Consider the following 24,560-nt stretch of genomic DNA (forward strand, 5'->3'; position numbering starts at 1 on the left):
CGGCCTCCTCAGGCGATCTGCGCAGCAGCGGCAACTTCGGCAGGCTGCGAGGCCCGCACGGTGCGCCAGGTGTTGTAGGCCATCAGCAACATGCCGCTGAAGAAGATCGCACCGCCCACCAGTCGCACGACGAAGCCTGGTTGGCTGGCCACCAGGGTTTCGACGAAGGAGTAGGTCAGCGTGCCGTCTTCATTGACGGCGCGCCACATGAGGCCTTGGGCGATGCCGTTGACCCACATCGAAGCGATGTACAGCACGGTGCCGATGGTGGCGAGCCAGAAGTGCGCGTTGATCAGGCCGATGCTGTGCATCTGCGTGCGGCCAAAGATTTTCGGGATCATGTGGTACAGCGCGCCGATCGAGATCATCGCTACCCAACCAAGGGCGCCGGCGTGAACGTGGCCGATGGTCCAGTCGGTGTAGTGGGAGAGGGCGTTGACCGTTTTGATGGCCATCATCGGCCCTTCGAAGGTCGACATGCCGTAGAACGCCAGCGAGACCACGAGGAAGCGCAGGATCGGGTCGCTACGCAACTTATGCCAGGCGCCCGAGAGCGTCATCATGCCGTTGATCATCCCGCCCCAGCTCGGCGCCAGCAGGATCAGCGACATCACCATGCCCAGCGACTGTGCCCAGTCCGGCAGCGCGGTGTAGTGCAAGTGGTGCGGACCGGCCCAGATGTACAGGGTGATCAGCGCCCAGAAGTGCACGATCGACAAGCGATAGGAATACACCGGACGCTCGGCCTGTTTCGGCACGAAGTAGTACATCATCCCGAGGAAACCGGCGGTGAGGAAAAAGCCTACGGCGTTGTGCCCGTACCACCACTGAACCATGGCATCGGTCGCACCCGCGTACACCGAGTAGGACTTGGTGAAACTCACCGGCAGTTCAAGGTTGTTGACGATGTGCAGAATCGCCACGGTGATGATGAACGCGCCGAAGAACCAGTTGCCGACGTAGATGTGCTTGGTCTTGCGCTTGGCCAGTGTGCCGAAGAACACCACGGCGTAGGCGACCCAGACGATGGTGATCAGAATGTCGATCGGCCATTCCAGCTCGGCGTATTCCTTGGAACTGGTGTAACCCAGCGGCAAGCTGATCGCCGCCAGCAGGATTACCACTTGCCAACCCCAGAAGCAGAACGCGGCGATTTTCGGCGCGAACAATTGAGTCTGACAGGTGCGCTGCACCGAATAGAACGAACTGGCGAACAGGGCGCAACCGCCGAAAGCGAAGATCACTGCGTTGGTGTGCAACGGGCGCAAACGCCCGAAGCTGGTCCACGGCAGATTGAAGTTGAGTTCAGGCCAGACCAATTGAGCCGCGAGAAAAACCCCGAGCCCCATGCCGACGATGCCCCACACCACCGTCATAATGGCGAATTGGCGGACCACCTTGTAGTTGTAGGCGGTACTGATAGAAGTGTTCATGGTTCCCCATCCACGGTTCAGCCGAAGTGAAGGCCCGCCTTTGCGAGTAAGCCGCATGGCAGACGCTCCCTTCGCCTGGAGTTATAGGCAGACTAAAAGCGAGGTAAGCATGGACAAAGAGCACAAGGCCAGTATTGACGGGGATCAATGGGCGCAGTGTGTGCGGGATCATGGATGGTTGTGGAATGCCGCCTCAGCGCCGGCATCGGCGACGTTGATCCTCGCCCATGGCGCCGGTGCGCCAATGGACAGCGCCTGGATGAACGACATGGCTGCGCGCCTTGCTGCATCTGGGATCAACGTGCTGCGCTTCGAGTTTCCGTACATGGCGCAACGGCGTGTTGATGGGGGTAAGCGTCCTCCGAACCCGGCACCGAAACTGCTCGAGTGTTGGCGTGAGGTCTATGCGGTGGTGCGACGCCATGTCGCTGGGCGTCTGGCCATTGGGGGCAAGTCCATGGGCGGGCGGATGGCGAGTTTGTTGGCGGATGAATTGGGGGCGGATGCGCTGGTGTGCCTCGGGTATCCGTTTTATGCGGTGGGGAAACCGGAGAAGCCTCGGGTTGAGCATTTGGCCGGGTTAAAGACGCGCACGTTGATTGTTCAGGGCGAACGGGATGCGTTGGGCAATCGCGAGGCCGTCGAGGCTTACACGTTGGCACCGAGTATCGAGGTGTTCTGGCTGGTGGCGGGGGATCATGATTTGAAGCCGTTGAAGGCTTCCGGGTTTATCCATGAGCAACATCTGGCGGCTGCGGCGCAGAAGGTTGCCGAATTTCTTCAGTGAAATTTGCGGTGTCGATCAAGGCCCCATCGCGAGCAAGCTCGCTCCCACATTTTGATTTGTGATGTGAATCAGATCTTCATCCACCGCAAATCCCCTGTGGGAGCGAGCTTGCTCGCGATAGCTGTCTGCCAGGCGACATCACTTTCGGGTTGGCAATAAAAACCCGGAAGCTTTCACTGTCCGGGTTTTTATCTTTCCAGCGACTGTTAGCGGTTAAACCGCTCCACCAACGAATACTGGGTATTCGCAGTCTTTGTCAGCTCTTCACTCAACAACGCCGAGTGTTGCGCCTGTTCCGAGGTCTGATCCGCCAGGTGCGAGATGTTGCTGATGTTGCGGCTGATTTCTTCGGCCACTGCACTTTGCTCTTCGGTAGCCGCAGCGATCTGGGTGGTCATGTCGGTGATGTTGGCCACCGCTTCGCTGATCCCCACCAGTGCCTGATCCGCTTCCAATACCCGCGCAACACCTTCTTCGGCCTGGCGATGCCCGGCTTCCATGGTTTGCACCGCGGTGCTGGCGGTCTGTTGCAGCTTGGCGATCAGGGCGTGGATCTGCCCGGTGGATTCGCTGGTGCGTTGCGCCAGTTGACGGACTTCGTCAGCCACCACCGCAAAGCCACGACCCATCTCGCCGGCACGGGCCGCTTCGATGGCTGCGTTCAACGCCAGCAGGTTGGTCTGGTCGGCGATGCCTTTGATCACATCGACCACGCCACCGATTTCGTCGCTGTCCTTGGCCAGTTGGGTCACGGTCAGGCCGGTTTCACCGACCACCACCGACAGGCGCTGGATGGCTTCGCGGGTTTCCCCGGCGATGTCGCGGCCGCGACCGGTCAGGCGATTGGCTTCCTGAGTCGCATCGGCCGTGCGCTGCACGTGGCTGGCGACTTCCTGAGTGGTGGCGGCCATCTGATTGACGGCGGTGGCCACTTGCTCGGTTTCGACGCGTTGGCGTTCCAGGCCGTTGGAGCTGTTATGCGCCAGGGTATCGGACTGTTTCGCTTGGTCGCTCAGGTGCTCGGCGGTGTCCTGCAGACGAGTCAGGCAGGTTTTCAGGCGGGCTTCCTGGCTGAGGATCGACATCTCCAGACGCGCCTGGGCGCCGCGACTGTCGGTGTACATCTGCGCGATCAGCGGGTCGGAGGTCGTCTGCCCGGCCAGGTGCAGCAGACGCTTGAGGCCGCGCTGTTGCCAGCTCAACCCCAACAGACCCAATGGCACTGACAGGCCGGCGGCCAACGCAAAACCCCATTGGGAATTGAGCGACGCGCCGATCATGAAGCTCAGCTGGCTGACCAGAATGAACGGCAGCCAGTCCTGCAGCACCGGCAGCCATTTGTCTGTTGAAGGAATCGCCGACTTGCCCTGGTTGATGCGTTGGTAGAGCGCTTCGGCACGGCGGATCTGCTCGGCGGTGGGTTTGACCCGCACCGATTCGTAACCGACCACCTGATTGCCTTCGAAAACCGGCGTGACATAGGCGTTAACCCAGTAGTGATCACCGGCCTTGCAGCGATTCTTGACAATGCCCATCCATGGCAAGCCTTGTTTCAGTGTGCCCCACATGTGCGCGAATACCGCGGCCGGGACGTCAGGGTGACGGACCAGGTTATGCGGCGCACGGATCAGCTCTTCACGAGAATACCCACTGATCTCGACGAAAGCGTCGTTGCAATAGGTGATCACGCCCTTGGCATCGGTGGTGGAAATCAACCGTTGCTGAACCGGGAAGGTCCGTTCGCGTTGTGTAATGGGCTGGTTGTTACGCATGGCTTTTTCAATCCGCAAGGCTTTGACGGGTTGTCGGCATCGTCAGCCATTTATTGAGATTATTTTTCAGTAATCAGTGGCGCGTCGCAAAACGACCCTTGCGTCAGCCGGCGAGCATCGGATAGGTGAACAGGCCGAAGTGCAGCAGGTTCAGGCCGAAATGGGTGGCGATGGCCGCACCCAAGCCACCAAAACGGTAGGCCAGACCATAGCCGACACCCGCCAGACTCGCCAGCAACACCCATTGCCAGCCGGCGCCCACATGCACCAGGCCGAACAGCAGCGAGGCGAGGAGCAGGGCGAGGTTTTCACCGTAGGGCAGGTTTTTGAAGTGCCGGGTCAGACCGCCCTGGATGTAGCCGCGAAACAGCGCCTCCTCCACCAGCGTCACCAGCAGCAAATTGTTAAGCGCCCACAGCCAGGCTTGATCCGGCCACTTCGGTGCCCAGCTGATCACGCCCAGCAACAGCGCGCCACCCAAGGCCAGCGCGGCGCTCAACGTCAGCCCCAGCGCGGTGGCATAGATGGAAAGGCGCAGCGAACGTCGACCGACAATCCACGGGCAAGCCAGCAAAAGCCAGAACCCGATCAGGGGTTTGTCCTGATTCAGGTACATGAAAAACGGCACGGCATCGTCGGTGAATCGCTGAGAGGCGAAACCACGACCGTTGTAGAAACCGGGAAGCCAGTGCATCGCCAGTGCCAGGACCAGGACGAAGAACACCCCATGACCGAGGTAGCGGCCGGCTTGAACCTTTTGCTGGCGCACGGCGAAACCTGTGAACAGCAACAATGCGACGGAGATTAGGGCCAGCCAGCCGAGTTGGCCGTAGATCAGTGCCAGACCATAGCCGAGGGAGAGGAGGGCCAGGTAGTTCCATGGCAGGGCAATCATTGAAAATCCTTGTGTCCGAAGTGTTGCGGGTTGACTCGGTCCATGTGGGAGCGAGCTTGCTCGCGATGGGGCCTTCATATCAAACATCCATGTTGCATGACACTCCGCTATCGCGAGCAAGCTCGCTCCCACAGTGGTTTTGTGTGGGGCACATACTTGTGAACAATGCCAAATAGGGGCGCGATTATAAGGACGTTCGCGGCCCAAACAAAAACACCGCCCGAAGGCGGTGTTTATATCAGCAGCCGGTTACGACGCAATCAACTGCCGCAACACGTAATGCAAAATCCCTCCCGATTTGAAGTACTCCACCTCATTGAGGGTATCGATCCGGCACAACACCTCGACTTTCTCGTGGCTGCCGTCTTCACGGGTGATCACTAGCGTCAAGTTCATCCGCGGCGTCAGCTCGACGCCGGTCAAACCCAGAATATCCAGTGTCTCCTTACCGGTCAGGTTCAGGCTCTTGCGGTTCTGATCCAGCTTGAACTGCAATGGCAACACGCCCATGCCCACCAGATTGGAGCGGTGAATCCGTTCGAAACTTTCCGCAATGACCGCTTTGACCCCTAGCAGATTGGTGCCCTTGGCCGCCCAGTCACGACTCGATCCGGTGCCATATTCTTGCCCGGCAATCACCACCAGCGGCGTGCCCGAGGCTTGATAACGCATCGCCGCATCGTAAATCGGCATCCTCTCCCCGGTGGGAATGTAAATCGTATTGCCGCCTTCTTCGCCGCCGAGCATCTCGTTACGAATGCGGATGTTGGCAAAGGTGCCGCGCATCATCACTTGGTGGTTGCCGCGACGGGAGCCGTAGGAGTTGAAGTCCCGTGGTTCCACGCCTTTTTCGCGCAAGTAATGGCCTGCGGGGCTGTCGGCCTTGATGTTGCCGGCCGGGGAGATGTGGTCGGTGGTTACCGAATCGCCGAGCAATGCGAGGACTCTGGCACCGGCGACGTCCTTGACCACCGGCGGTGGCCCACCGATGTCATCGAAGAACGGTGGATGCTGGATGTAAGTCGAATCGTCCTGCCAGACATAGGTCGCTGCTTGCGGCACTTCAATCGCCTGCCATTGCTCGTCGCCGGCAAACACTTCGGCGTATTCCTTGTGGAACATCGCGGTGTTGACCTGGTTCACCGCGTCGGCGATCTCTTTGGTACTCGGCCAGATATCCCGCAGATAAACCAGATTGCCCTCTTTGTCGGTACCCAAAGGCTCGCTGCTGATGTCGATGCGCACCGTACCGGCCAACGCATAAGCGACGACCAGCGGTGGGGAGGCCAGCCAGTTGGTTTTCACCAGCGGATGCACGCGGCCTTCGAAGTTGCGGTTGCCCGACAGCACCGAGGCGACGGTCAGGTCGGCGGCCTGAATGGCTTTTTCGATCGGCTCCGCCAATGGCCCGGAGTTGCCGATGCACGTGGTGCAGCCGTAGCCGACCAGGGCAAAACCCAGTTCATCAAGGTATTGAGTCAGGCCGGCAGCCTTGTAGTAGTCGGTGACCACTTTCGAGCCTGGGGCCAGCGAACTCTTGACCCACGGTTTGCGCTTGAGGCCTTTTTCCACGGCTTTCTTCGCCACCAGGCCGGCGGCCATCATCACGCTCGGGTTGGAGGTGTTGGTGCAGGAGGTGATCGCGGCGATCACCACCGCGCCGTTTTTCAAACGATAAGTCTGACCGTCGTATTCGTAGTCGGCTTCACCGGCCAGATCGGCATTGCCCACCGCGACGCCACCGCCGCCTTCACTTTCCAGACGACCGACTTCCTTGCTGGTGGGTTTGAATTGCAGGTCGACGAAGTCACTGAACGCTTGCGCGACATTCGGTAGCGATACCCGATCCTGTGGGCGTTTCGGCCCGGCAAGGCTGGCTTCGACGCTGCCCATGTCCAGAGCCAGGCTGTCGGTGAACGCCGGTTCCTGGCCCGGCAGGCGCCACAGGCCCTGGGCTTTGCTGTAGGCCTCGACCAGTTTCACGGTCTCGCTGGTGCGACCGGATAAACGCAGGTATTCAAGGGTGATGTCATCCACCGGGAAGAAGCCGCAGGTGGCGCCGTATTCCGGGGCCATGTTGGCGATGGTCGCGCGGTCGGCCAGCGGCAGGTCGGCGAGGCCGTCACCGTAGAACTCGACGAATTTGCCGACCACGCCTTTCTTGCGCAGCATCTGGGTGACAGTCAGCACCAGGTCGGTGGCGGTGATGCCTTCCTTGAGCTTGCCGGTGAGTTTGAAGCCGATCACTTCCGGGATCAGCATCGACACCGGTTGGCCAAGCATTGCCGCTTCCGCCTCGATCCCGCCGACGCCCCAGCCGAGCACGCCGAGGCCGTTGATCATGGTGGTGTGGGAGTCGGTGCCGACCAGGGTGTCGGGGAAGGCATAGGTGCGGCCGTCCTCATCCTTGGTCCAGACCGTGCGCCCCAGGTATTCGAGATTGACCTGGTGACAGATGCCGGTGCCCGGCGGTACCACGCTGAAGTTGTCGAAGGCGCTTTGGCCCCAGCGCAGGAACGCATAACGTTCACCGTTGCGCTGCATTTCGATGTCGACGTTCTGTTCGAAGGCGCTTGAACTGCCGAATTTGTCGACCATCACCGAATGGTCGATCACCAAATCCACGGGGGAGAGCGGATTGATTCGCTGCGGGTCGCCGCCGGCCTTGGCCATCGCGGCGCGCATGGCGGCCAGGTCGACCACGGCGGGAACACCGGTAAAGTCCTGCATTAATACCCGCGCAGGACGGTACTGAATTTCACGGTCGGAGCGACGTTCCTTGAGCCAGGCGGCAATCGCCCTGAGGTCGGCGCCGGTGACGGTTTTTTCATCTTCCCAGCGCAGCAGGTTTTCCAGCAGCACTTTCAACGACATCGGCAGTTTGTCGAGATCGCCCAGGCTTTTGGCAGCCTCCGGCAAGCTGAAATAGTGATAGGTCTTGTCGTCGATTTGTAAGGTTTTAAGCGTTTTCAGGCTATCGAGGGACGGCATTGAAATGACTCCTTTGGGTCCGCACGGCTACGGACTGACGGGACGGACAGAGGTTTAAACCTAGTCCTCTTTGGGGCTTAAGGCTAATAACTGGACTCTATGGTCGAGTCCAAGGTTCCGAACTCGGCTATCATGCGCCGGTTTTCGTGACAGGCTTTGCTTCAACGCAAGTCTGGGCATCGCGCAGTGGTTGAATTTCTCGCCATCTGCCCAGGAGTAAGAATGAACACCCTCTTTATGCATTGCCGGCCGGGCTTCGAAAGCGAAGTCTGTTCCGAGATTTCCGAACACGCCGCGCGGCTGAACGTGGCCGGTTATGCCAAGGCCAAGACTGCCAGCGCCTGTGCCGAATTTATCTGCACCGAGGAAGACGGTGCCGAGCGCCTGATGCGTGGCCAGCGTTTCGCCGATCTGATCTTCCCGCGCCAGTGGGCTCGCGGGATCTTCATCGATCTGCCGGAAACCGACCGCATCAGCGTGATCCTCGCGCACATGGCGGACTTCCCGCTGTGCGGCAGCCTGTGGCTGGAAATGGTCGACACCAACGATGGCAAGGAACTGTCGAACTTCTGCAAGAAATTCGAAGGCCACCTGCGCAAGGCGCTGATGGCCGCTGGCAAACTGGTTGAAGATGCCCACAAGCCGCGTCTGCTGCTGACCTTCAAAAGTGGCCGCGAAGTGTTCATGGGCCTGGCCGAGTCGAACAACTCGGCGATGTGGCCGATGGGCATTCCGCGCCTGAAGTTTCCGCGTGAAGCGCCGAGCCGTTCGACCCTGAAGCTGGAAGAGGCCTGGCACCACTTCATCCCGCGCGATCAATGGGATGAGCGCCTGCACAGCGACATGACCGGCGTCGACCTCGGCGCCGCACCCGGCGGCTGGACCTGGCAACTGGTCAACCGCGGCATGCTGGTGACCGCGATCGACAACGGCCCGATGGCCGAAAGCCTGATGGACACGGGGCTGGTGCAACACTTGATGGCTGACGGTTTCACCTTCAAGCCCAAGCAACCGGTGGACTGGATGGTCTGCGACATCGTCGAGAAACCGGCGCGCAACGCCGCGATGCTGGAAGAATGGATTGGCGAGGGGCATTGCCGCGAAGCGGTGGTCAACCTCAAACTGCCGATGAAACAGCGTTACGCCGAAGTGAAACGTTTGCTGGAACGCATCGCCGACGGGTTCAAGGAACGCGGCATTCGGGTCGAGATCGGCTGCAAGCAGCTGTACCACGACCGTGAAGAAGTGACCTGCCATTTGCGTCGACTCGACGTAAAGAAACCCAAGTCCCGCTGATACACCCGGACCCTTGTGGGAGCGGGCTTGCTCGCGAATACGGTGGGTCAGTCGACATCAATGTTGAATGTCAGCCCGCCTTCGCGAGCAAGCCCGCTCCCACAGGTCCGGTGTACGACACAGATGACCGACCACCCGGCAATGCGCGACAATGCCGGCAAGTTTCAGGAGTGAATCATGAGTGAAATGATTGATACGCCGGTTGACGGCACCCTCGACGCCACTGGCCTCAACTGCCCGGAACCGGTGATGATGCTGCACCAGCATATCCGTGACCTGGTGCCCGGCGGCCTGCTGAAGGTGATCGCCACCGACCCGTCGACCCGTCGCGACATTCCCAAGTTCTGCGTGTTTCTCGACCACGAACTGGTGGCGCAGCACGAAGAGGCAGGCACCTACCTCTACTGGATCCGCAAGAAACTCGCTTAACCCGCCGAATGACTGATGCGAATCCGCTTGCGTGCACTGCGCGTCAGGCGGATCGACAGCATCAGCGCCGCGCAACTCAAGCCCACGATCAAACCCTGCCACAGCCCGCTCGGGCCGCTCGGCGTGCCGAACCAGTCGGTCAGGCCCAGTGCGTAACCCACCGGCAAACCAATCCCCCAGTAAGCGAACAGCGTCAGGATCATCGTCACCCGAGTGTCCTGATAGCCGCGCAACGCGCCGGCTGCGGTGACCTGGATCGCATCGGAAAACTGGAACAGCGCCGAATACACAATCAGCATCGCCGCGACCTGAGTCACCGTCGGGTCGGCCGTGTAGATGGTTGCGATGTGTTCACGCAGCAACAGCATCATGCTCGCGGAAATGCACGCATAAGCCAGCGCCGTGCCCATGCCCACACCGGCGGCGAAGCGGGCCTCGCGCGGCTCCTGGCGGCCGAGCGCCTGGCCGACCCGCACGGTCACGGCCATGCCGAGGGAGTAGGGAATCATGAACACCAGCGAGCTGAAGTTCAGCGCGATCTGGTGCCCGGCCACGACCGTCGCGCCGAGGCTGCCGATCAGCAGCGCAATGACAGCGAAGATGCTCGACTCGGCGAACACCGCGATGCCGATCGGCAGGCCGATGCCCAGCAGGCGTTTGATCACCGACCACTGCGGCCAGTCGAAACGGCTGAACAACTCACTCGACTGATACGCCGGTGCCCAGCGCTCCCACCCGGCCATGCCCAGGGCCATCACCCACATCACGATCGCCGTGGCCCAGCCGCAACCGACACCGCCCATGGCCGGCACACCGAAGTGGCCATAGATGAAGACGTAGTTCAGCGGAATGTTCAGCGCCAGCCCGCACAGACCCAACACCATGGCCGGATGCGTACGCCCCAGGCCGTCACTGAAGCAGCGCAGCACATGGTAGAACGCGACGGCGGGCAAACCGCTGGCGATGCCATGCAGGTACTGCATGCACGGGCCGATCAATTCGGGATCGACCTTCATGATGTGCAGAATCGGTTCGGCGCTGAACAACATGCCGGTCGCCATCAAGCCCACCACCAATGCCAGCCAAAGTGCCTGGCGCACGATCGGGCCAATCTCGCTGTGGCTGCCGGCGCCGAAACGCTGCGCGACTTTCGGGGTGGTAGCCAGCAGCGTGCCGGTCATCAACAGAAACACCGGCACCCAGATCGAGTTACCCAGCGCCACGGCCGCCAGATCCCTTGGGCCGACCCGACCCGCCATCACCGCATCGACGAAGCCCATGGCAGTGGTCGCCAGTTGCGCGATCATAATCGGCAAGGCCAGGCCGAGCAGGTTTTTCAGCTCCAGGCGAACCCGGGCCGGGCGGGTGAGGGAAGTAGCGGCGAGGCGGTCAGTCACGGAATTCAAGGGCGAAACGTCCAAAGATGTTGATGCGCAAGGCGGCGCATTCTACGCCCTGACGCAGTGGTCAGGAAAAGTCCTGTGTTAGGGATTTGTAATCCTTTTCCCTCCACGCACGGTCCCTTGTAGGCGCTGTCGAGTGAAACGAGGCTGCGATCTTTTGATCTTGTCTTTAAAAAACAAAGTCAAAAGATCGCAGCCTCGTTTCACTCGACAGCTCCTACAGGGGATGCGTGCTAGGCGTGACGTGTCATCTCCGCCTACACTGCCGATCCGCCAAAGGAGCCTGCCATGCTGATTGTTGCCGACGAGAATATCCCGCTGCTCGATGCCTTCTTCGAAGGTTTCGGTGAAATCCGCCGGGTGCCGGGACGTTCCATTGACCGCGCCACCGTCGAACAGGCCGATGTGCTGCTGGTGCGCTCGGTGACCAACGTTAACCGCGCGTTGCTCGAAGGCAGCAAGGTACGCTTTGTCGGCACCTGCACCATTGGCACGGATCACCTGGATCTGGATTACTTTCAACGGGCCGGCATCACCTGGTCCAGCGCACCCGGCTGCAACGCCCGGGGCGTGGTCGACTACGTGCTCGGCAGTCTGCTGACCCTGGCCGAAATCGAAGGCGCCGACCTGACTCAACGCACCTATGGCGTCGTCGGTGCTGGTGAAGTGGGCGGTCGCTTGGTCAAAGTTTTGCAAGGTCTGGGCTGGAACGTACTGGTCTGCGATCCGCCAAGACAGGCCGCTGAAGGTGGCGATTACGTCAGTCTCGAACAGATCATCGAGCAGTGCGATGTCATCAGCCTGCACACGCCGTTGAAGAAACACGGCGCCCAGTCGACCTGGCATCTGTTAGATAAAAACCGCTTGAACCAGCTCAAGTCCGGCACCTGGCTGATCAATGCCAGTCGTGGCCCGGTGGTGGATAACGCCGCCCTGCGCCAGGTGCTGCTGCAACGTGAAGACCTGCAAGCGGTGCTGGATGTCTGGGAAGGTGAGCCCGAGGTCGATGTGGCACTGGCTGAACTCTGCGTGCTGGCGACGCCGCACATTGCCGGTTACAGCCTCGACGGCAGACAGCGTGGCACCGCGCAGATTTATCAGGCGTATTGCGATTTTCTCGGGCAGGCGGCCCGGATCAGCTTGAGCGATTTGCTGCCCGCACCCTGGTTGTCGCAAGTGACCTTGAACGCTAACAGCGATCCGGCCTGGTCGCTGGCCATGTTGTGCCGTGGCGTGTACGACCCGCGCCGTGATGATGCGGATTTCCGTCGCAGCCTTGTAGGCAACGTGAATGAACAGCGTGCAGCGTTCGATTCACTGCGTAAGCATTATCCGCTGCGGCGTGAGATTGATGGTTTGTCGGTGCGGATTGACGGGGATTCGCCTGCGTTGCAGAGGATCGTGGCGGCGTTGGGCGCAACGACTGTCTAGAGACCGCGTCGGCCCTTTCGCGAGCAAGTCGAATCGTCGCACCGCCGCTCCCACATTTGATCTCTGTCGTACACAAGATCTGTGTTCACTGGAGATCCATGTGGGAGCGGGCTTGCTCGCGAATGGCCGCACCTCCATTCTGGATTAGCAGCCATAAAAAACCCGGCCACCAGGGGCCGGGTCAAGAAGACGGTGGCTATATCACTTTTGTTCGGCAGGCTTGACCAATCGCTTTTCCAGTTCGCGACAAGCGTCCTGGATCATGCCTTCAGTGATCGGTACTTCGCGCCCGTCCTTATCGATAATTGAGCAACCCAGAGACTGGTCTGGCTGTGTGCGGATCACTTCAATCTTGTCATCGCTGCTGTTTTGCAAGGACATGGCCTGTCTCCTCATCAGGTTGTGTGCTTACTGTAGAACCGCCAGGTGACCGGACTGTGACAGCTCCCTGCGATCTTCCCAGGGCGGCGACATCAGTCCACCAGAAATACCGCGGTGTTGCCACCCGGACTTTAGACCAATACCGTCTAGGGGCTAGGCTTTGCGGTCATAATTAACCTGACTCATTATGATTTACAGCGTTCAAGCCCATCGACCGGTGTAGGCTTGATCGCGTCAAACCCTACTGGTTGCGCCATCGAATGATCTCCATCCTCTCTTCCCGTCAACGGCGCGCCATGCGCCTGGCCCTGCGTTTCATCGCGCCTTATCGCTGGCCGGCCGTCGGTGCCTTGCTCGCATTGATCGTCACGGCGGGCATCACCTTGTCCATGGGGCAGGGGATTCGCCTGCTGGTGGATCAGGGCTTCATGACCCAGTCGCCGCAGTTGCTCAACCAGTCCATCGGCCTGTTTATGTTACTGGTGGTCGGGCTGGCGATTGGCACCTTCGCGCGTTTTTACCTGGTCTCATGGATCGGCGAACGCGTTGTCGCGGACATCCGTCGTCAGGTGTTCAATCATCTGATTTATCTGCACCCAGGATTCTACGAAGACAACCGCAGCTCCGAGATCCAGTCGCGGTTAACCGCTGACACTACGCTGCTGCAATCGGTGATCGGCTCTTCGCTGTCGCTGTTTTTGCGCAATCTGTTGATGGTGATCGGCGGGATCGTCCTGCTGTTCATCACCAACCCCAAGCTCACCAGCATCGTGGTGGTCGCGTTGCCGTTGGTTATCGCGCCGATCCTGATCTTCGGCCGTCGGGTGCGCAGCCTGTCGCGCCTGAGCCAGGACCGGATTGCCGATATCGGCAGCTATGTTTCCGAAACCCTGGGCCAGATCAAAACCGTGCAGGCCTACAACCATCAGGTCCAGGATGAGCAGCGCTTTGCCGCCACGGTGGAGGAGGCCTTCAACACCGCTCGCAAGCGGATCTTCCAGCGAGCCTGGCTGATAACTCTGGTGATCGTACTGGTGCTTGGCGCCGTCGGGGTGATGCTCTGGGTTGGCGGAATGGATGTCATCGCCGGGCGGATTTCCGCGGGCGAGCTGGCGGCGTTTGTGTTTTACAGCCTGATCGTCGGCAGCGCATTCGGCACGTTGAGCGAAGTGATTGGCGAACTGCAGCGTGCCGCCGGCGCCGCCGAGCGGATTGCCGAGTTGCTGCGCTCAGAAAACATTATCCAGTCACCGACTACTGGCCTGGTGACCTTGCCTGAACGGGTGAAGGGTGACCTGGTGCTGCAAGACGTGCGCTTTTCCTACCCGTCGCGTCCCGAAAGCTATGCGGTCGATGGTTTGAATCTGACGATCAATGCCGGTGAAACCCTCGCGTTGGTCGGGCCCTCTGGTGCCGGTAAGTCGACCGTGTATGACTTGCTGCTGCGCTTTTACGACCCGGCCGAAGGACGCATCTTGCTCGATGGCGTGCCGCTGACTCAACTCGATCCGTTGGACCTGCGCCGCTGCTTCGCCCTGGTCTCGCAATCCCCGGCGCTGTTCTTTGGCAGCATCGAAGAGAACATCCGCTACGGCAACCCGACGGCAACCCTGGCCCAGGTTCAGGAAGCGGCGAAAATCGCTTACGCCCACGACTTCATCGAACAAATGCCCAACGGCTACCAGACCCACCTTGGCGACGGTGGCCTCGGTTTGTCCGGTGGCCAACGCCAACGCCTGGCCATCGCCCGAGCATTGCTGGTGGACGCGCCGATTCTGCTACTGGACGAAGCCACCAGCGCCCTTGACGCCCAGAGTGAACACCTGATCCAGCAAGCCTTGCCGAGCCTGATGAAAAACCGCACCACGCTGGTCATCGCCCACCGGCTGGCCACGGTGAAAAACGCTGACCGGATCGCGGTGATGGACCAAGGGAAACTGGTAGCGGTGGGGACGCATCAGGAATTGATCGCGAGCAACGCGCTGTATGCGCGGTTGGCGGCGTTGCAGTTCAGTGATGGCAAGACTGAGCTCGGTGTACACCCGTAGGAGCTGGCGGAGCCTGCGATCTTTTGATCTTGTTCTAATAAAAATGCCCGCATCAATCGATGCGGGCATTTGTTTATGGCCTCAAAGCAAGATCAAAAGATCGCAGGCTCCACCAGCTCCTACATAACCGGGATTAGCGGGATTAGCGGTTATTGATCGTCAAAGTAGCGCTCATGCCAATCCACCAGCGGTTGCGGTGAGTTGAGCTTCTGGCCGTAGATCACCGAGTACGACAGCACGTTTTGCACGTACTGGCGGGTTTCGTCGAACGGGATGCTTTCCACCCACACGTCGAAGCTCAGGTGGTCCGCCCCGCGCAGCCACTGACGCACTCGGCCGGGGCCTGCGTTGTAGGCGGCGGAAGCGAGGACGCGGTTGCCGTTGAACTGGCTGTGGACCTGGCTCAGGTAAGCGGCACCGAGCTGGATGTTTTTGTCCGGATCCAGCACTTGCTGCGGCGAGGCCAGTGGAATGCTGAATTTGCGCGCAGTTTCCTTGGCGGTGCCGGGCATCAGTTGCATCAGGCCGCTGGCGCCGACGCCGGAACGGGCGTCGTCCATGAAAGCACTTTCCTGGCGGGTGATGGCGAACACCCAGCTCGAATGCAAGCCACGAACCTTGGCTTCGCGCACCAGGGTTTCGCGGTGGGCCATCGGGAAGCGGATGTCCAGGTCGTCCCAGTACTGCGCCTGACTGATGGTGCGGATCGCCGGGAAATACCATTTCAGGTCGTAGGCCAGTTTCGCCTGGGCGACCATTTCGTCGCGGCTGAAGTGGCGGCTGACGTGGTACCACTCGCGGCGACCATCGACGATCTGTCCGCGAGCGTGAAACTCAAGCGCCCGACGCACGCCAGGGGTATTGCGGACCTTGTTGATCAGCGCCTGGCTCAATACCAAGGGCTTGTTGACCAGCGAATAAGGTGATTGCGAACGATCAGCGGCGAGGAAGCCATAGAAATCTCGCTCACGAGCCAGGTTCTTGTAGAGCGCTTGCGCTTCCGGGTTCTGCGGCTGCGCCAGTTCCAGGCTGCGGGCCTGCCAGTAGCGCCAGCGGTTGGTGGTCGCCAGATCCTGCGGCAAGCGGCGAGTCAGCTGATAGGCGTCGTCCCAGCGGGCCAGGCGCAGCAACAGACGCAAGCGCCATTCGGAAACCGTGTTGTCACGCAGTTCCGGGTCGTACTTGGTCATCACGTCCAGCGCGCGAGGGTCGAAGCGGCGGGCGAGGGTCAAGCCGATTTCACGGGCGATGGCCACTTTCTCATCACGGGAGAAGTGCATGCTGCTGGCGTAACCGTCGAGCAACTCCATGGCCTTGTCCGGGTCTTGCTTGGCCAAGCGGCGCAGGCCGAGGCTGACGATGTCAGACATCGGTTCATCGGCCGGGGTGAAGCGTGAAGGCTGGTTGAGCAGTTCGGGTTTCTGCGCCACATCAATCAGCAAACGACCACGAGGGGCGAGGGTGGTCAGGCCGTTGACCAGGCTGTTGGCCAGCGGATAGTTGCGCGCCTGGGCGGCAAGCTTGGTGCGCTCCCAGCGTTTTTGCTCGTTCAACTGGCCTTCGGCAGCCCATTGCCCGAACAGCGCATCGCACGCGGCGGGCTGGGATTTGCCGGTCAGCCAGAGTTTATTGGCGTTGGCGTAACCTTCGGCTTTCTGGTTATGCCCGATCTGATACTGCGCGTTTAGGCAGTCCAGTTCGGTGAAATTGAGCTTGGGGTCGTAGTACTTGACGAAGGTCGCCCAGTCACCGCGTTCGGCCAGCCAACGCAGCCAGCGCAACTTCATCCAGTTGGCCTGGGGCAGGTCGCCGTGCTCGGCGAGGAATTTCTCGATTTCGGCATTGCTCGCGGTTTTAAGGCGAGCGGTCAGTTCGTCATACGCCAGGTACGGCTCCAGCGGGTAATCGCTGAGGGCCTGGCTGTAACGGAAATAAGGACCGGTATCCCCCTTGGCGAGGGCACGCTTGGCTTCATCGTAATACTGGCGCTGGGTGGACAGGTCCACCGCCTGGGCGGTTTGAACGGCAGTGGCAGAAAGAAGAAAACAGGATAAAAGACTGAAAAGGCGACTGCGCATGAGACGTCCGGGCAGAGAAATCATGACAAGTGCGGGCATGGCCCGCACTGAATTGTCTGTAGCTTAGCCTTTTGCCAGCAGCGGGCGAAAGCTTTGCCGGCCTGTCAGCATCAGTTCGCAACATTTGTCATGCAGAGTGTCGCGAAGGTGAAATTGCCGGCCTTCTGAAGCCTCAAGTCAGGTAGAATGCGCGCCCGGTTTTTGGAGAAGCTCATGACCCTGCTCAAATTCAGCGATGTGTCCCTTGCTTTCGGCGCTATGCCGTTGTTGGACAAGGTGTCCTGGCAGATCGCCCGTGGTGAGCGGGTGTGCATCATCGGCCGCAATGGCACTGGCAAGTCCAGCATGATGAAGCTCGTCAAGGGCGACCAAAAGCCTGATGAGGGCTCCGTTTGGCGCGCACCCGGCCTCAAAATTGGCGAATTGCCGCAAGAATTGCCGGTAGCCGACGAGCGGACCGTGTTCGACGTGGTGGCCGAAGGCCTGGACGGTGTCGGCGAGCTGCTCGCGCAGTATCACCACCTCAGCCAGAACATCGTCACCGACGCCGACCTGGACAAACTGATGCACGTCCAGCACGACCTCGAAGCCCGTGACGGCTGGCGTTTGCAGCAATTGGTCGACAGCACGTTGAGCCGTCTGCAGTTGCCGGCCGACAAGACCCTCGCCGAATTGTCCGGCGGCTGGCGTCGTCGCGTCCTGCTGGCTCAGGCTCTGGTTTCCGAACCCGATCTGCTGCTGCTCGACGAACCGACCAACCACCTGGACATCGGTGCAATTGCCTGGCTCGAAGAAGCGCTGAAGGATTTCCAGGGCGCCGTGCTGTTCATCACGCACGACCGTTCATTCCTGCAGAACCTTGCGACCCGCATTCTCGAACTGGATCGCGGTGGCCTGATCGACTGGAACGGCGACTACGCCAGTTTCCTCGTGCACAAAGAAGCCTCGCTGGCCGCTGAAGACACCGCCAACGCGCTGTTCGACAAAAAACTGGCCCAGGAAGAAGTCTGGATCCGCCAGGGCATCAAGGCTCGTCGGACCCGTAACGAAGGCCGCGTCCGCGCCCTCAAAGCCCTGCGCAACGAGCGTAGCGAGCGTCGTGAACGCACCGGCAAGGCCAACATCCAGCTGGATACCGCTGACAAATCTGGCAAGCAGGTAATGGTCCTCGATAATGTGAGCTTCGCTCACCCGGGCGGCCCGTTCCTGATCAAGGACTTCTCGATGGTCCTGCAGCGCGGCGACCGTATCGGTCTGCTGGGCGCCAACGGTACCGGCAAGACGACCTTGCTGAAACTGATGCTCAGCGGTCTGCAACCAACCAGCGGCACAGTGGAAGAGGGGACGCGCATCGACGTGGCCTACTTCGACCAGTTGCGCCATCAGCTGGACCTGGAAAAGACCGTAATCGACAACGTCGCAGAAGGTCGCGACTTCATCGATATCGATGGGCAGAGCCGCCACGTGCTGAGCTACCTCGGCGACTTCCTGTTCAGCCCGCAGCGTGCCCGCACGCCGGTGAAGGCGCTGTCAGGTGGTGAACGTGCGCGTCTGTTGCTGGCGAAACTGTTCAGCAAGCCAGCGAATCTGCTGGTCCTCGACGAACCGACCAACGACCTCGACGTCGAAACCCTTGAGTTGCTGGAAGAGGTCTTGCTGACCTTCAACGGCACCGTGCTGATGGTCAGCCACGACCGGGCATTCCTCGACAACGTGGTCACCAGCACCCTGGTCTTCGAAGGTGAAGGCAAGGTTCGCGAATACGTCGGTGGTTATCAGGACTGGCTCCGTCAGGGCGGCTCGCCGCGCCTGCTGGGCGTGACCGAGAGCAAGTCCGGCAAAGCCGACCTGACCTCCGCTGTCGTGACGGCCGAAGCTGCGCCAGTCGCTGCTGTAGTCGAAGCGCCGGTGGCGAAGAAGAAACTCAGCTACAAGTTGCAGCGTGAGCTGGAAATGTTGCCGGGTCAGATCGAAGCCATGGAGCAGCAGATCGCTACCGTTGAGGCGCAAATGGCCGATGCCGGTTTCTATCAGCGTCCTGCTGCCGAGACCGCTGCAGTGATCGCTCAGTTGGAGCAGTTGCAGGCTGAGCACGACGTAATGGTCGAGCGCTGGGCCGAGCTGGATGCCTGATTGATCCTGCTATAAAAAAAGCCCGGCGTTCAGTGATGAGCGCCGGGCTTTTGGTATGGGATGCGATCTACAGAGCTGGCGTAGATCCAATGTGGGAGCGGGCTTGCTCGCGAAAGCTGCTTAACATTCAACAAATATGCTGACTGTTACACCGCTTTCGCGAGCAAGCCCGCTCCCACAGGGGATATGCGTTTCAGCTTTTGATCAGGCGCACAGCAAGCACATCGCAAGGCGCACCGTGCAGCACGTCGTTGGCGGTAGAACCGAGCAACAATGCCAGGCCGTGTCGGCCATGGCTGCCCACCACGATCAGGTCGCAGGTTTGTTCCTTGGCCAGGTGGTGGATCTCCTGGCGTGGCTGGCCGTAGGTCAGGTGGCTGTATTCTTTGGAGAGTTCCGGATACTTCACGATCAGTCGGTCCAGGCGTTCCTTGGCCTGATCGAACTGCTGTTGTTGCAGTTGTGACAGGTCCATGGGGACGTCGCCGCCAAAGGCCATGGCCATTGGCTCGACAATGTGCACCAAGGACAATTTTGCCCCGTTGCTCACCGACAGCTCGCGAGCGCGGTGGATTACAGGATCGCACTCTTCGGTTAGATCTACAGCGACCAGAATGTGGTTGTAGGGCATGAGGTGCTCCTCCTGAGGGTTGCAATATTGGTAAGTATGGCTGGTTTCAAGCGCATTGTTTTCAAAGTGACTCAATGCGCTCATCAAGAATCGGGAGTACAGATATGACGGTCTGGATAGTGGTGTCAATCATGTTGGTGGTGCTGAGTCCGCTGGCATGGTTGCGGCCGTCGCGCCACCAGAGCGGCCGCATGGCCCTGCGCATGGAGGCGCGACGCATCGGATTGGCGATGCAACTGGCGCCTCAGGACTGGCCGCACTGGCTGAGCCAGGAGCCGCCGAGCCCTTGCGCCCAGTACCATCGACCGCGGCGTGGCAATCGGCCGGCGTGCTGGAGTTACTGGCAAAAAGCGCCGGGTGTATGGGTCAACCAGTGGCAGGAGATCTGCGAGGAGCCTGCGTTGCTGATGCATTTCGAAAAGTTGCCAGACAACGTTTACAAGGTCGAAGCAGACAAGCAGATGATCACGTTGTATTGGGGCGAGAAGGGCGAAGCGACGGTTTTGCAGGATATTGATGCGGTGCTGAAAGCGCTGGCATAAATCGCGGAAATTTCGCGCCGCAATGGCGCGAAACGTCTGGCAGACAGGCAATAAAAAGCCCGACATCATCATCGGGCTGGGGTTGGCCAGGCAGGCCGGTAATTCGGTGTGGCGCTGATCTTACGCCGGGCATTCGCCAAAAGCGTTCATGTTTTTTCCTCAAGGTCCCGCCAGCGTAGCTTGTTAAACAAAGGCTGCAGCGAATTAGGGCGACTTTTCTAACTATTGATCCTATGAATGGCCTCACATGCAGCCGCGTGTTGCAGGTCTTCGTGTTACGGAAATGACCGGAAAGTCGCATTTCAACCCGTATTTTGGGCGATTGACAATTGTCGGAAATTCCGTGAAGGTGACGTACCCAAATCAAACGGGCGTATGAATTGAGCGTTTGTATTACAGACCGCTCCTACAGAATCCCGACTATCGCGTTGGCGGGTGTGCCGGGTGGATGGGCGTAGCATTGACGATAAGCGTCCCTGCCGAGCCATTCGCCTGCGTCCGACGTGTACTGTTCAGCTTCCATATCGTGGAGATCAGTTGATGATTTACGAAGGTAAAGCCATCACGGTTAAGGCTCTTGAAAGTGGCATCGTCGAATTGAAATTCGACCTCAAGGGTGAGTCCGTCAACAAGTTCAACCGTCTAACCCTGAACGAACTGCGTCAGGCTGTAGACACCATCAAGGCAGATGCTTCGATCAAGGGTGTGATCGTCAGCAGTGGCAAGGACGTGTTCATCGTCGGCGCCGACATCACCGAATTTGTCGAGAACTTCAAGCTGCCTGATGCAGAGCTTGTTGCTGGCAACCTGGAAGCCAACAAGATTTTCAGCGATTTCGAAGACCTCAACGTCCCGACTGTCGCCGCGATCAACGGCATCGCCTTGGGTGGCGGTCTGGAAATGTGCCTGGCGGCGGACTACCGCGTCATGTCCACCAAGGCCAAGATCGGTCTGCCGGAAGTCAAGCTGGGCATCTACCCGGGCTTCGGCGGTACCGTGCGTCTGCCGCGCATCATCGGTGCCGACAACGCCATCGAATGGATTGCCGCCGGCAAGGAAAACCGTCCTGACGACGCGCTGAAAGTTGGCGCAGTCGACGCAGTGGTTGCTCCCGAGAAGCTGCAGGAAGCGGCCCTGGAGCTGATCAAACGCGCCATCTCCGGCGAATTCGACTACAAGGCCAAGCGTCAGCCGAAGCTCGAAAAGCTCAAGCTCAACGCCATCGAACAAATGATGTCGTTCGAAACCGCCAAGGGTTTCGTGGCCGGTCAAGCGGGCCCGAACTACCCGGCACCGGTCGAAGCGATCAAAACTATCCAGAAAGCCGCGAACTTCGGTCGCGACAAGGCGCTGGAAGTCGAAGCCAACGGTTTCGTCAAACTGGCCAAGACCTCTGCCGCGCAGAGCTTGATCGGTCTGTTCCTGAACGATCAGGAACTGAAGAAAAAGGCCAAGGCCTACGACGAAATCGCCAAAGACGTGAAGCAGGCTGCCGTATTGGGCGCTGGCATCATGGGTGGCGGTATCGCTTATCAGTCGGCCTCCAAAGGTACGCCGATCCTGATGAAGGACATCAACGAGCACGGCATCGAGCAAGGTCTGGCCGAAGCCGCCAAATTGCTGGTGGGCCGCGTTGATAAAGGTCGCATGACCCCGGCGAAAATGGCTGAAGTGCTTAACGGCATTCGCCCTACCTTGTCCTACGGTGATTTCGGTCACGTTGATCTGGTGGTTGAAGCGGTCGTCGAGAACCCTAAGGTCAAGCAAGCCGTTCTGGCTGAAGTGGAAGGCAAGGTCAAAGAGGACACCATCCTCGCGTCCAACACCTCGACCATTTCCATTACCTTGCTGGCCAAAGCCCTCAAGCGTCCGGAAAACTTCGTCGGCATGCACTTCTTCAACCCGGTGCACATGATGCCGTTGGTTGAAGTGATCCGTGGCGAGAAGTCCAGCGAGCTGGCGGTTGCCACCACCGTTGCCTACGCCAAGAAAATGGGCAAGAACCCGATCGTCGTCAACGACTGCCCGGGCTTCCTGGTCAACCGCGTGTTGTTCCCGTACTTCGGCGGTTTCGCCAAGCTGGTCAGCGCCGGTGTGGACTTCGTCCGTATCGACAAGGTCATGGAAAAATTCGGCTGGCCAATGGGCCCGGCATACCTGATGGACGTGGTCGGCATCGACACCGGTCACCACGGTCGTGACGTGATGGCTGAAGGCTTCCCGGACCGCATGAAAGACGACCGTCGTTCGGCCATCGACGTGCTGTACGAAGCCAAGCGCCTGGGCCAGAAGAACGGCAAGGGCTTCTATGCCTACGAGACCGACAAGCGCGGCAAGCAGAAGAAAGTCGCCGATCCGTCGGTACTGGAAGTGCTCAAGCCGATCGTCTTCGAACAGCGTGAAGTCACCGACGAAGACATCATCAACTGGATGATGATCCCGCTGTGCCTGGAAACCGTTCGTTGCCTGGAAGACGGCATTGTCGAAACCGCTGCCGAAGCCGACATGGGTCTGGTCTACGGTATTGGTTTCCCTCCATTCCGTGGCGGTGCGCTGCGCTACATCGATTCGATCGGTGTTGCAGAGTTCGTTGCCCTGGCTGACCAGTACGCTGATTTGGGCGCGCTGTACCACCCGACCGCAAAACTGCGTGAAATGGCCAAAACCGGCCAGCGGTTCTTCGGTTAAGCGCCCCCAACTAGAGTGAGAGTGAATATATGAGCTTGAATCCTAGAGACGTCGTGATTGTCGACTTCGGTCGTACTCCGATGGGTCGCTCCAAGGGCGGCATGCACCGCAATACCCGCGCTGAAGACATGTCGGCGCACCTGATCAGTAAACTGCTGGAACGCAACGTCAAGGTTGATCCGAGCGAAGTCGAAGACGTGATCTGGGGCTGTGTGAACCAGACCCTGGAGCAGGGCTGGAACATCGCCCGCATGGCGTCCCTGATGACTCAAATCCCGCACACCGCTGCCGGCCAGACCGTCAGCCGTCTGTGTGGTTCGTCGATGAGCGCTCTGCACACTGCTGCGCAAGCGATCATGACCGGCAACGGTGACGTGTTCGTGGTTGGCGGCGTCGAGCATATGGGTCACGTGAGCATGATGCACGGTGTCGATCCGAACCCGCACATGTCGCTGTACGCGGCGAAAGCCTCGGGCATGATGGGCTTGACCGCTGAAATGCTGGGTAAAATGCACGGCATTACTCGCGAACAACAGGACGCTTTCGGCGTGCGCTCCCACCAGCTCGCTCACAAGGCGACACTGGAAGGCAAGTTCAAAGACGAAATCATCCCGATGCAGGGCTACGACGAGAACGGTTTCCTGAAACTGTTCGACTACGACGAAACCATTCGTCCGGAAACTACCCTGGAAAGCCTGGCGGCTCTGAAGCCAGCGTTCAACCCTAAGGGCGGCACCGTGACAGCCGGTACTTCGTCGCAAATCACCGATGGTGCTTCGTGCATGATCGTGATGTCGGCGCAGCGTGCACAGGACCTGGGCATTCAGCCTATGGCGGTGATACGTTCGATGGCGGTGGCAGGTGTAGACCCGGCAATCATGGGCTATGGTCCAGTACCGGCCACACAAAAAGCACTGAAGCGCGCGGGTCTTGGCATTAACGATATCGACTTCTTCGAGCTCAACGAAGCTTTCGCCGCACAGGCCCTGCCAGTGCTGAAAGATTTGAAAGTACTCGACAAGATGAACGAGAAGGTTAACCTGCACGGCGGCGCGATTGCCCTGGGTCACCCATTTGGTTGCTCCGGTGCGCGTATCTCCGGCACTCTGTTGAACGTGATGAAGCAAAATGGCGGCACCTTCGGGGTAGCCACCATGTGCATTGGTCTCGGCCAAGGCATCTCCACCGTCTTCGAACGCGTTTAAGCGTTCCGTTGACGGAAGCCGGGGCCAAGTGCCCCGGTTTTTGTTTTTCTGAATTTATTTTTTGTTTTTATTTTTAAAAGATTTGAGCGAGGGCCAAACCATGCCGATACAACCTGGGCTCTACCAACATTACAAAGGTCCGCAGTACCGCGTATTCAGTATTGCGCGGCATTCGGAAACCGAAGAAGAAGTGGTCTTCTACCAAGCCCTGTATGGCGATTACGGCTTTTGGGTACGTCCCTTGAGCATGTTCCTGGAGTCGGTCGAGGTTGACGGCGAACAGGTGCCACGCTTTGCTTTGGTGCAAGCTGAACCAAGCCTTTTTTCCAAGCCATAAGCTGAGTGCGCGCAAGACCCTGCGCTTGACCTCACCTTGTAGCCACTATATATAGCGGTGCCGCGTCAGGCGCCAACCGC

The 24,560-nt window shown here is 59.5% G+C and carries 18 protein-coding genes; 10 read left to right on the forward strand and 8 right to left on the reverse strand.

The annotated features are described in order from the left end of the window. Positions 1-8: 8 nt before the first annotated feature. Positions 9-1,433 carry a cytochrome-c oxidase, cbb3-type subunit I gene (gene ccoN, locus CUN63_RS23260; RefSeq protein ID WP_129442882.1) on the reverse strand — a complete coding sequence of 475 codons (1,425 nt, stop codon included), beginning with the start codon at positions 1,431-1,433 and terminating at the stop codon, positions 9-11. Positions 1,434-1,542: 109 nt separating this feature from the next. Between ccoN and CUN63_RS23265 the strand changes: the two genes are divergently transcribed. Then, positions 1,543-2,220 carry an alpha/beta family hydrolase gene (locus CUN63_RS23265; RefSeq protein WP_129442884.1) on the forward strand — a complete coding sequence of 226 codons (678 nt, stop codon included), beginning with the start codon at positions 1,543-1,545 and terminating at the stop codon, positions 2,218-2,220. 206 nt (positions 2,221-2,426) lie between these two features. Here the strand turns inward: CUN63_RS23265 and CUN63_RS23270 are convergent, their stop codons facing one another. The 3 genes from CUN63_RS23270 to acnA form a co-directional block, all read right to left on the reverse strand. Next, the gene (locus CUN63_RS23270; protein WP_129442886.1) at positions 2,427-3,992 is read right to left on the reverse strand and encodes a PAS domain-containing methyl-accepting chemotaxis protein; all 1,566 of its coding nucleotides are present in this window, start codon (positions 3,990-3,992) and stop codon (positions 2,427-2,429) included. A gap of 103 nt (positions 3,993-4,095) precedes the next feature. Then, on the reverse strand, positions 4,096-4,887 hold the full coding sequence (locus CUN63_RS23275) for a CPBP family intramembrane glutamic endopeptidase (protein WP_129442888.1): 792 nt from the start codon (positions 4,885-4,887) through the stop codon (positions 4,096-4,098). 249 nt (positions 4,888-5,136) lie between these two features. Then, positions 5,137-7,878, reverse strand: coding sequence for an aconitate hydratase AcnA (gene acnA, locus CUN63_RS23285; RefSeq protein WP_129442890.1), 2,742 nt, complete (start codon positions 7,876-7,878; stop codon positions 5,137-5,139). A 222-nt stretch (positions 7,879-8,100) separates the two neighbouring features. Here acnA and rlmM point away from each other — a divergent pair, with 222 nt between their 5' ends. Next, on the forward strand, positions 8,101-9,174 hold the full coding sequence (rlmM, locus tag CUN63_RS23290; RefSeq protein ID WP_129442892.1) for a 23S rRNA (cytidine(2498)-2'-O)-methyltransferase RlmM: 1,074 nt from the start codon (positions 8,101-8,103) through the stop codon (positions 9,172-9,174). A 177-nt stretch (positions 9,175-9,351) separates the two neighbouring features. Beyond that, entirely contained in the window at positions 9,352-9,603 is a 252-nt protein-coding gene (gene tusA / locus CUN63_RS23295) for a sulfurtransferase TusA (protein WP_007907805.1), read from the forward strand. On the opposite strand, the gene CUN63_RS23300 is transcribed toward tusA, so the two are convergent. Then, positions 9,600-11,009 carry an MATE family efflux transporter gene (locus CUN63_RS23300; RefSeq protein WP_129442894.1) on the reverse strand — a complete coding sequence of 470 codons (1,410 nt, stop codon included), beginning with the start codon at positions 11,007-11,009 and terminating at the stop codon, positions 9,600-9,602. The two genes, tusA and CUN63_RS23300, sit on opposite strands and share 4 nt — an antisense overlap. A gap of 285 nt (positions 11,010-11,294) precedes the next feature. Between CUN63_RS23300 and pdxB the strand changes: the two genes are divergently transcribed. Beyond that, the gene (pdxB, locus tag CUN63_RS23305; protein WP_129442896.1) at positions 11,295-12,437 is read left to right on the forward strand and encodes a 4-phosphoerythronate dehydrogenase PdxB; all 1,143 of its coding nucleotides are present in this window, start codon (positions 11,295-11,297) and stop codon (positions 12,435-12,437) included. Positions 12,438-12,638: 201 nt separating this feature from the next. On the opposite strand, the gene CUN63_RS23310 is transcribed toward pdxB, so the two are convergent. Further along, positions 12,639-12,818: a PA1571 family protein gene (locus CUN63_RS23310; protein WP_129442898.1), complete on the reverse strand. Its 180-nt coding sequence runs from the start codon at positions 12,816-12,818 to the stop codon at positions 12,639-12,641. A 260-nt stretch (positions 12,819-13,078) separates the two neighbouring features. Here CUN63_RS23310 and CUN63_RS23315 point away from each other — a divergent pair, with 260 nt between their 5' ends. Continuing rightward, positions 13,079-14,866 (forward strand): ABC transporter transmembrane domain-containing protein, encoded by a 1,788-nt coding sequence (locus CUN63_RS23315; RefSeq protein WP_165353273.1) that lies wholly within the window; start codon positions 13,079-13,081, stop codon positions 14,864-14,866. A 149-nt stretch (positions 14,867-15,015) separates the two neighbouring features. On the opposite strand, the gene CUN63_RS23320 is transcribed toward CUN63_RS23315, so the two are convergent. Then, on the reverse strand, positions 15,016-16,944 hold the full coding sequence (locus CUN63_RS23320) for a transglycosylase SLT domain-containing protein (RefSeq protein WP_129442900.1): 1,929 nt from the start codon (positions 16,942-16,944) through the stop codon (positions 15,016-15,018). Between the two features lie 213 nt (positions 16,945-17,157). On the opposite strand from CUN63_RS23320, the gene CUN63_RS23325 reads away from it, so the two are divergent. Next, positions 17,158-19,077, forward strand: a complete 1,920-nt coding sequence (locus tag CUN63_RS23325) for an ATP-binding cassette domain-containing protein (RefSeq protein WP_129442902.1) — start codon at positions 17,158-17,160, stop codon at positions 19,075-19,077. A 193-nt stretch (positions 19,078-19,270) separates the two neighbouring features. Here CUN63_RS23325 and CUN63_RS23330 read toward each other — a convergent pair whose 3' ends face one another. Further along, on the reverse strand, positions 19,271-19,708 hold the full coding sequence (locus CUN63_RS23330; protein WP_008151425.1) for a universal stress protein: 438 nt from the start codon (positions 19,706-19,708) through the stop codon (positions 19,271-19,273). A gap of 104 nt (positions 19,709-19,812) precedes the next feature. Between CUN63_RS23330 and CUN63_RS23335 the strand changes: the two genes are divergently transcribed. The 4 genes from CUN63_RS23335 (at position 19,813) to CUN63_RS23350 (ending at position 24,480) form a co-directional block, all read left to right on the forward strand. Further along, the gene (locus CUN63_RS23335; RefSeq protein WP_129442904.1) at positions 19,813-20,250 is read left to right on the forward strand and encodes a hypothetical protein; all 438 of its coding nucleotides are present in this window, start codon (positions 19,813-19,815) and stop codon (positions 20,248-20,250) included. Positions 20,251-20,790: 540 nt separating this feature from the next. Beyond that, complete coding sequence (gene fadB, locus CUN63_RS23340) at positions 20,791-22,938, forward strand: fatty acid oxidation complex subunit alpha FadB (protein ID WP_129442906.1); 2,148 nt, start codon at positions 20,791-20,793, stop codon at positions 22,936-22,938. 29 nt (positions 22,939-22,967) lie between these two features. Continuing rightward, positions 22,968-24,143 carry an acetyl-CoA C-acyltransferase FadA gene (gene fadA / locus CUN63_RS23345; RefSeq protein ID WP_008007076.1) on the forward strand — a complete coding sequence of 392 codons (1,176 nt, stop codon included), beginning with the start codon at positions 22,968-22,970 and terminating at the stop codon, positions 24,141-24,143. 100 nt (positions 24,144-24,243) lie between these two features. Then, positions 24,244-24,480, forward strand: a complete 237-nt coding sequence (locus CUN63_RS23350) for a DUF1653 domain-containing protein (RefSeq protein ID WP_046047845.1) — start codon at positions 24,244-24,246, stop codon at positions 24,478-24,480. Positions 24,481-24,560 lie beyond the last annotated feature (80 nt).

The sequence above is a fragment of the Pseudomonas sp. ACM7 genome (assembly GCF_004136015.1).
GTDB lineage: Bacteria > Pseudomonadota > Gammaproteobacteria > Pseudomonadales > Pseudomonadaceae > Aquipseudomonas > Aquipseudomonas frigoris.

Excerpts from the sequence above, each read along its gene's own strand:
- ccoN (WP_129442882.1), bottom strand. The coding sequence starts at position 1,433 with ATGAACACTTCTATCAGTACCGCCTACAACTACAAGGTGGTCCGCCAA.
- CUN63_RS23265 (WP_129442884.1), top strand. The coding sequence starts at position 1,543 with ATGGACAAAGAGCACAAGGCCAGTATTGACGGGGATCAATGGGCGCAG.
- CUN63_RS23270 (WP_129442886.1), bottom strand. The coding sequence starts at position 3,992 with ATGCGTAACAACCAGCCCATTACACAACGCGAACGGACCTTCCCGGTT.
- CUN63_RS23275 (WP_129442888.1), bottom strand. The coding sequence starts at position 4,887 with ATGATTGCCCTGCCATGGAACTACCTGGCCCTCCTCTCCCTCGGCTAT.
- acnA (WP_129442890.1), bottom strand. The coding sequence starts at position 7,878 with ATGCCGTCCCTCGATAGCCTGAAAACGCTTAAAACCTTACAAATCGAC.
- rlmM (WP_129442892.1), top strand. The coding sequence starts at position 8,101 with ATGAACACCCTCTTTATGCATTGCCGGCCGGGCTTCGAAAGCGAAGTC.
- tusA (WP_007907805.1), top strand. The coding sequence starts at position 9,352 with ATGAGTGAAATGATTGATACGCCGGTTGACGGCACCCTCGACGCCACT.
- pdxB (WP_129442896.1), top strand. The coding sequence starts at position 11,295 with ATGCTGATTGTTGCCGACGAGAATATCCCGCTGCTCGATGCCTTCTTC.
- CUN63_RS23310 (WP_129442898.1), bottom strand. The coding sequence starts at position 12,818 with ATGTCCTTGCAAAACAGCAGCGATGACAAGATTGAAGTGATCCGCACA.
- CUN63_RS23315 (WP_165353273.1), top strand. The coding sequence starts at position 13,079 with ATGATCTCCATCCTCTCTTCCCGTCAACGGCGCGCCATGCGCCTGGCC.
- CUN63_RS23320 (WP_129442900.1), bottom strand. The coding sequence starts at position 16,944 with ATGCGCAGTCGCCTTTTCAGTCTTTTATCCTGTTTTCTTCTTTCTGCC.
- CUN63_RS23325 (WP_129442902.1), top strand. The coding sequence starts at position 17,158 with ATGACCCTGCTCAAATTCAGCGATGTGTCCCTTGCTTTCGGCGCTATG.
- CUN63_RS23330 (WP_008151425.1), bottom strand. The coding sequence starts at position 19,708 with ATGCCCTACAACCACATTCTGGTCGCTGTAGATCTAACCGAAGAGTGC.
- CUN63_RS23335 (WP_129442904.1), top strand. The coding sequence starts at position 19,813 with ATGACGGTCTGGATAGTGGTGTCAATCATGTTGGTGGTGCTGAGTCCG.
- fadB (WP_129442906.1), top strand. The coding sequence starts at position 20,791 with ATGATTTACGAAGGTAAAGCCATCACGGTTAAGGCTCTTGAAAGTGGC.
- fadA (WP_008007076.1), top strand. The coding sequence starts at position 22,968 with ATGAGCTTGAATCCTAGAGACGTCGTGATTGTCGACTTCGGTCGTACT.
- CUN63_RS23350 (WP_046047845.1), top strand. The coding sequence starts at position 24,244 with ATGCCGATACAACCTGGGCTCTACCAACATTACAAAGGTCCGCAGTAC.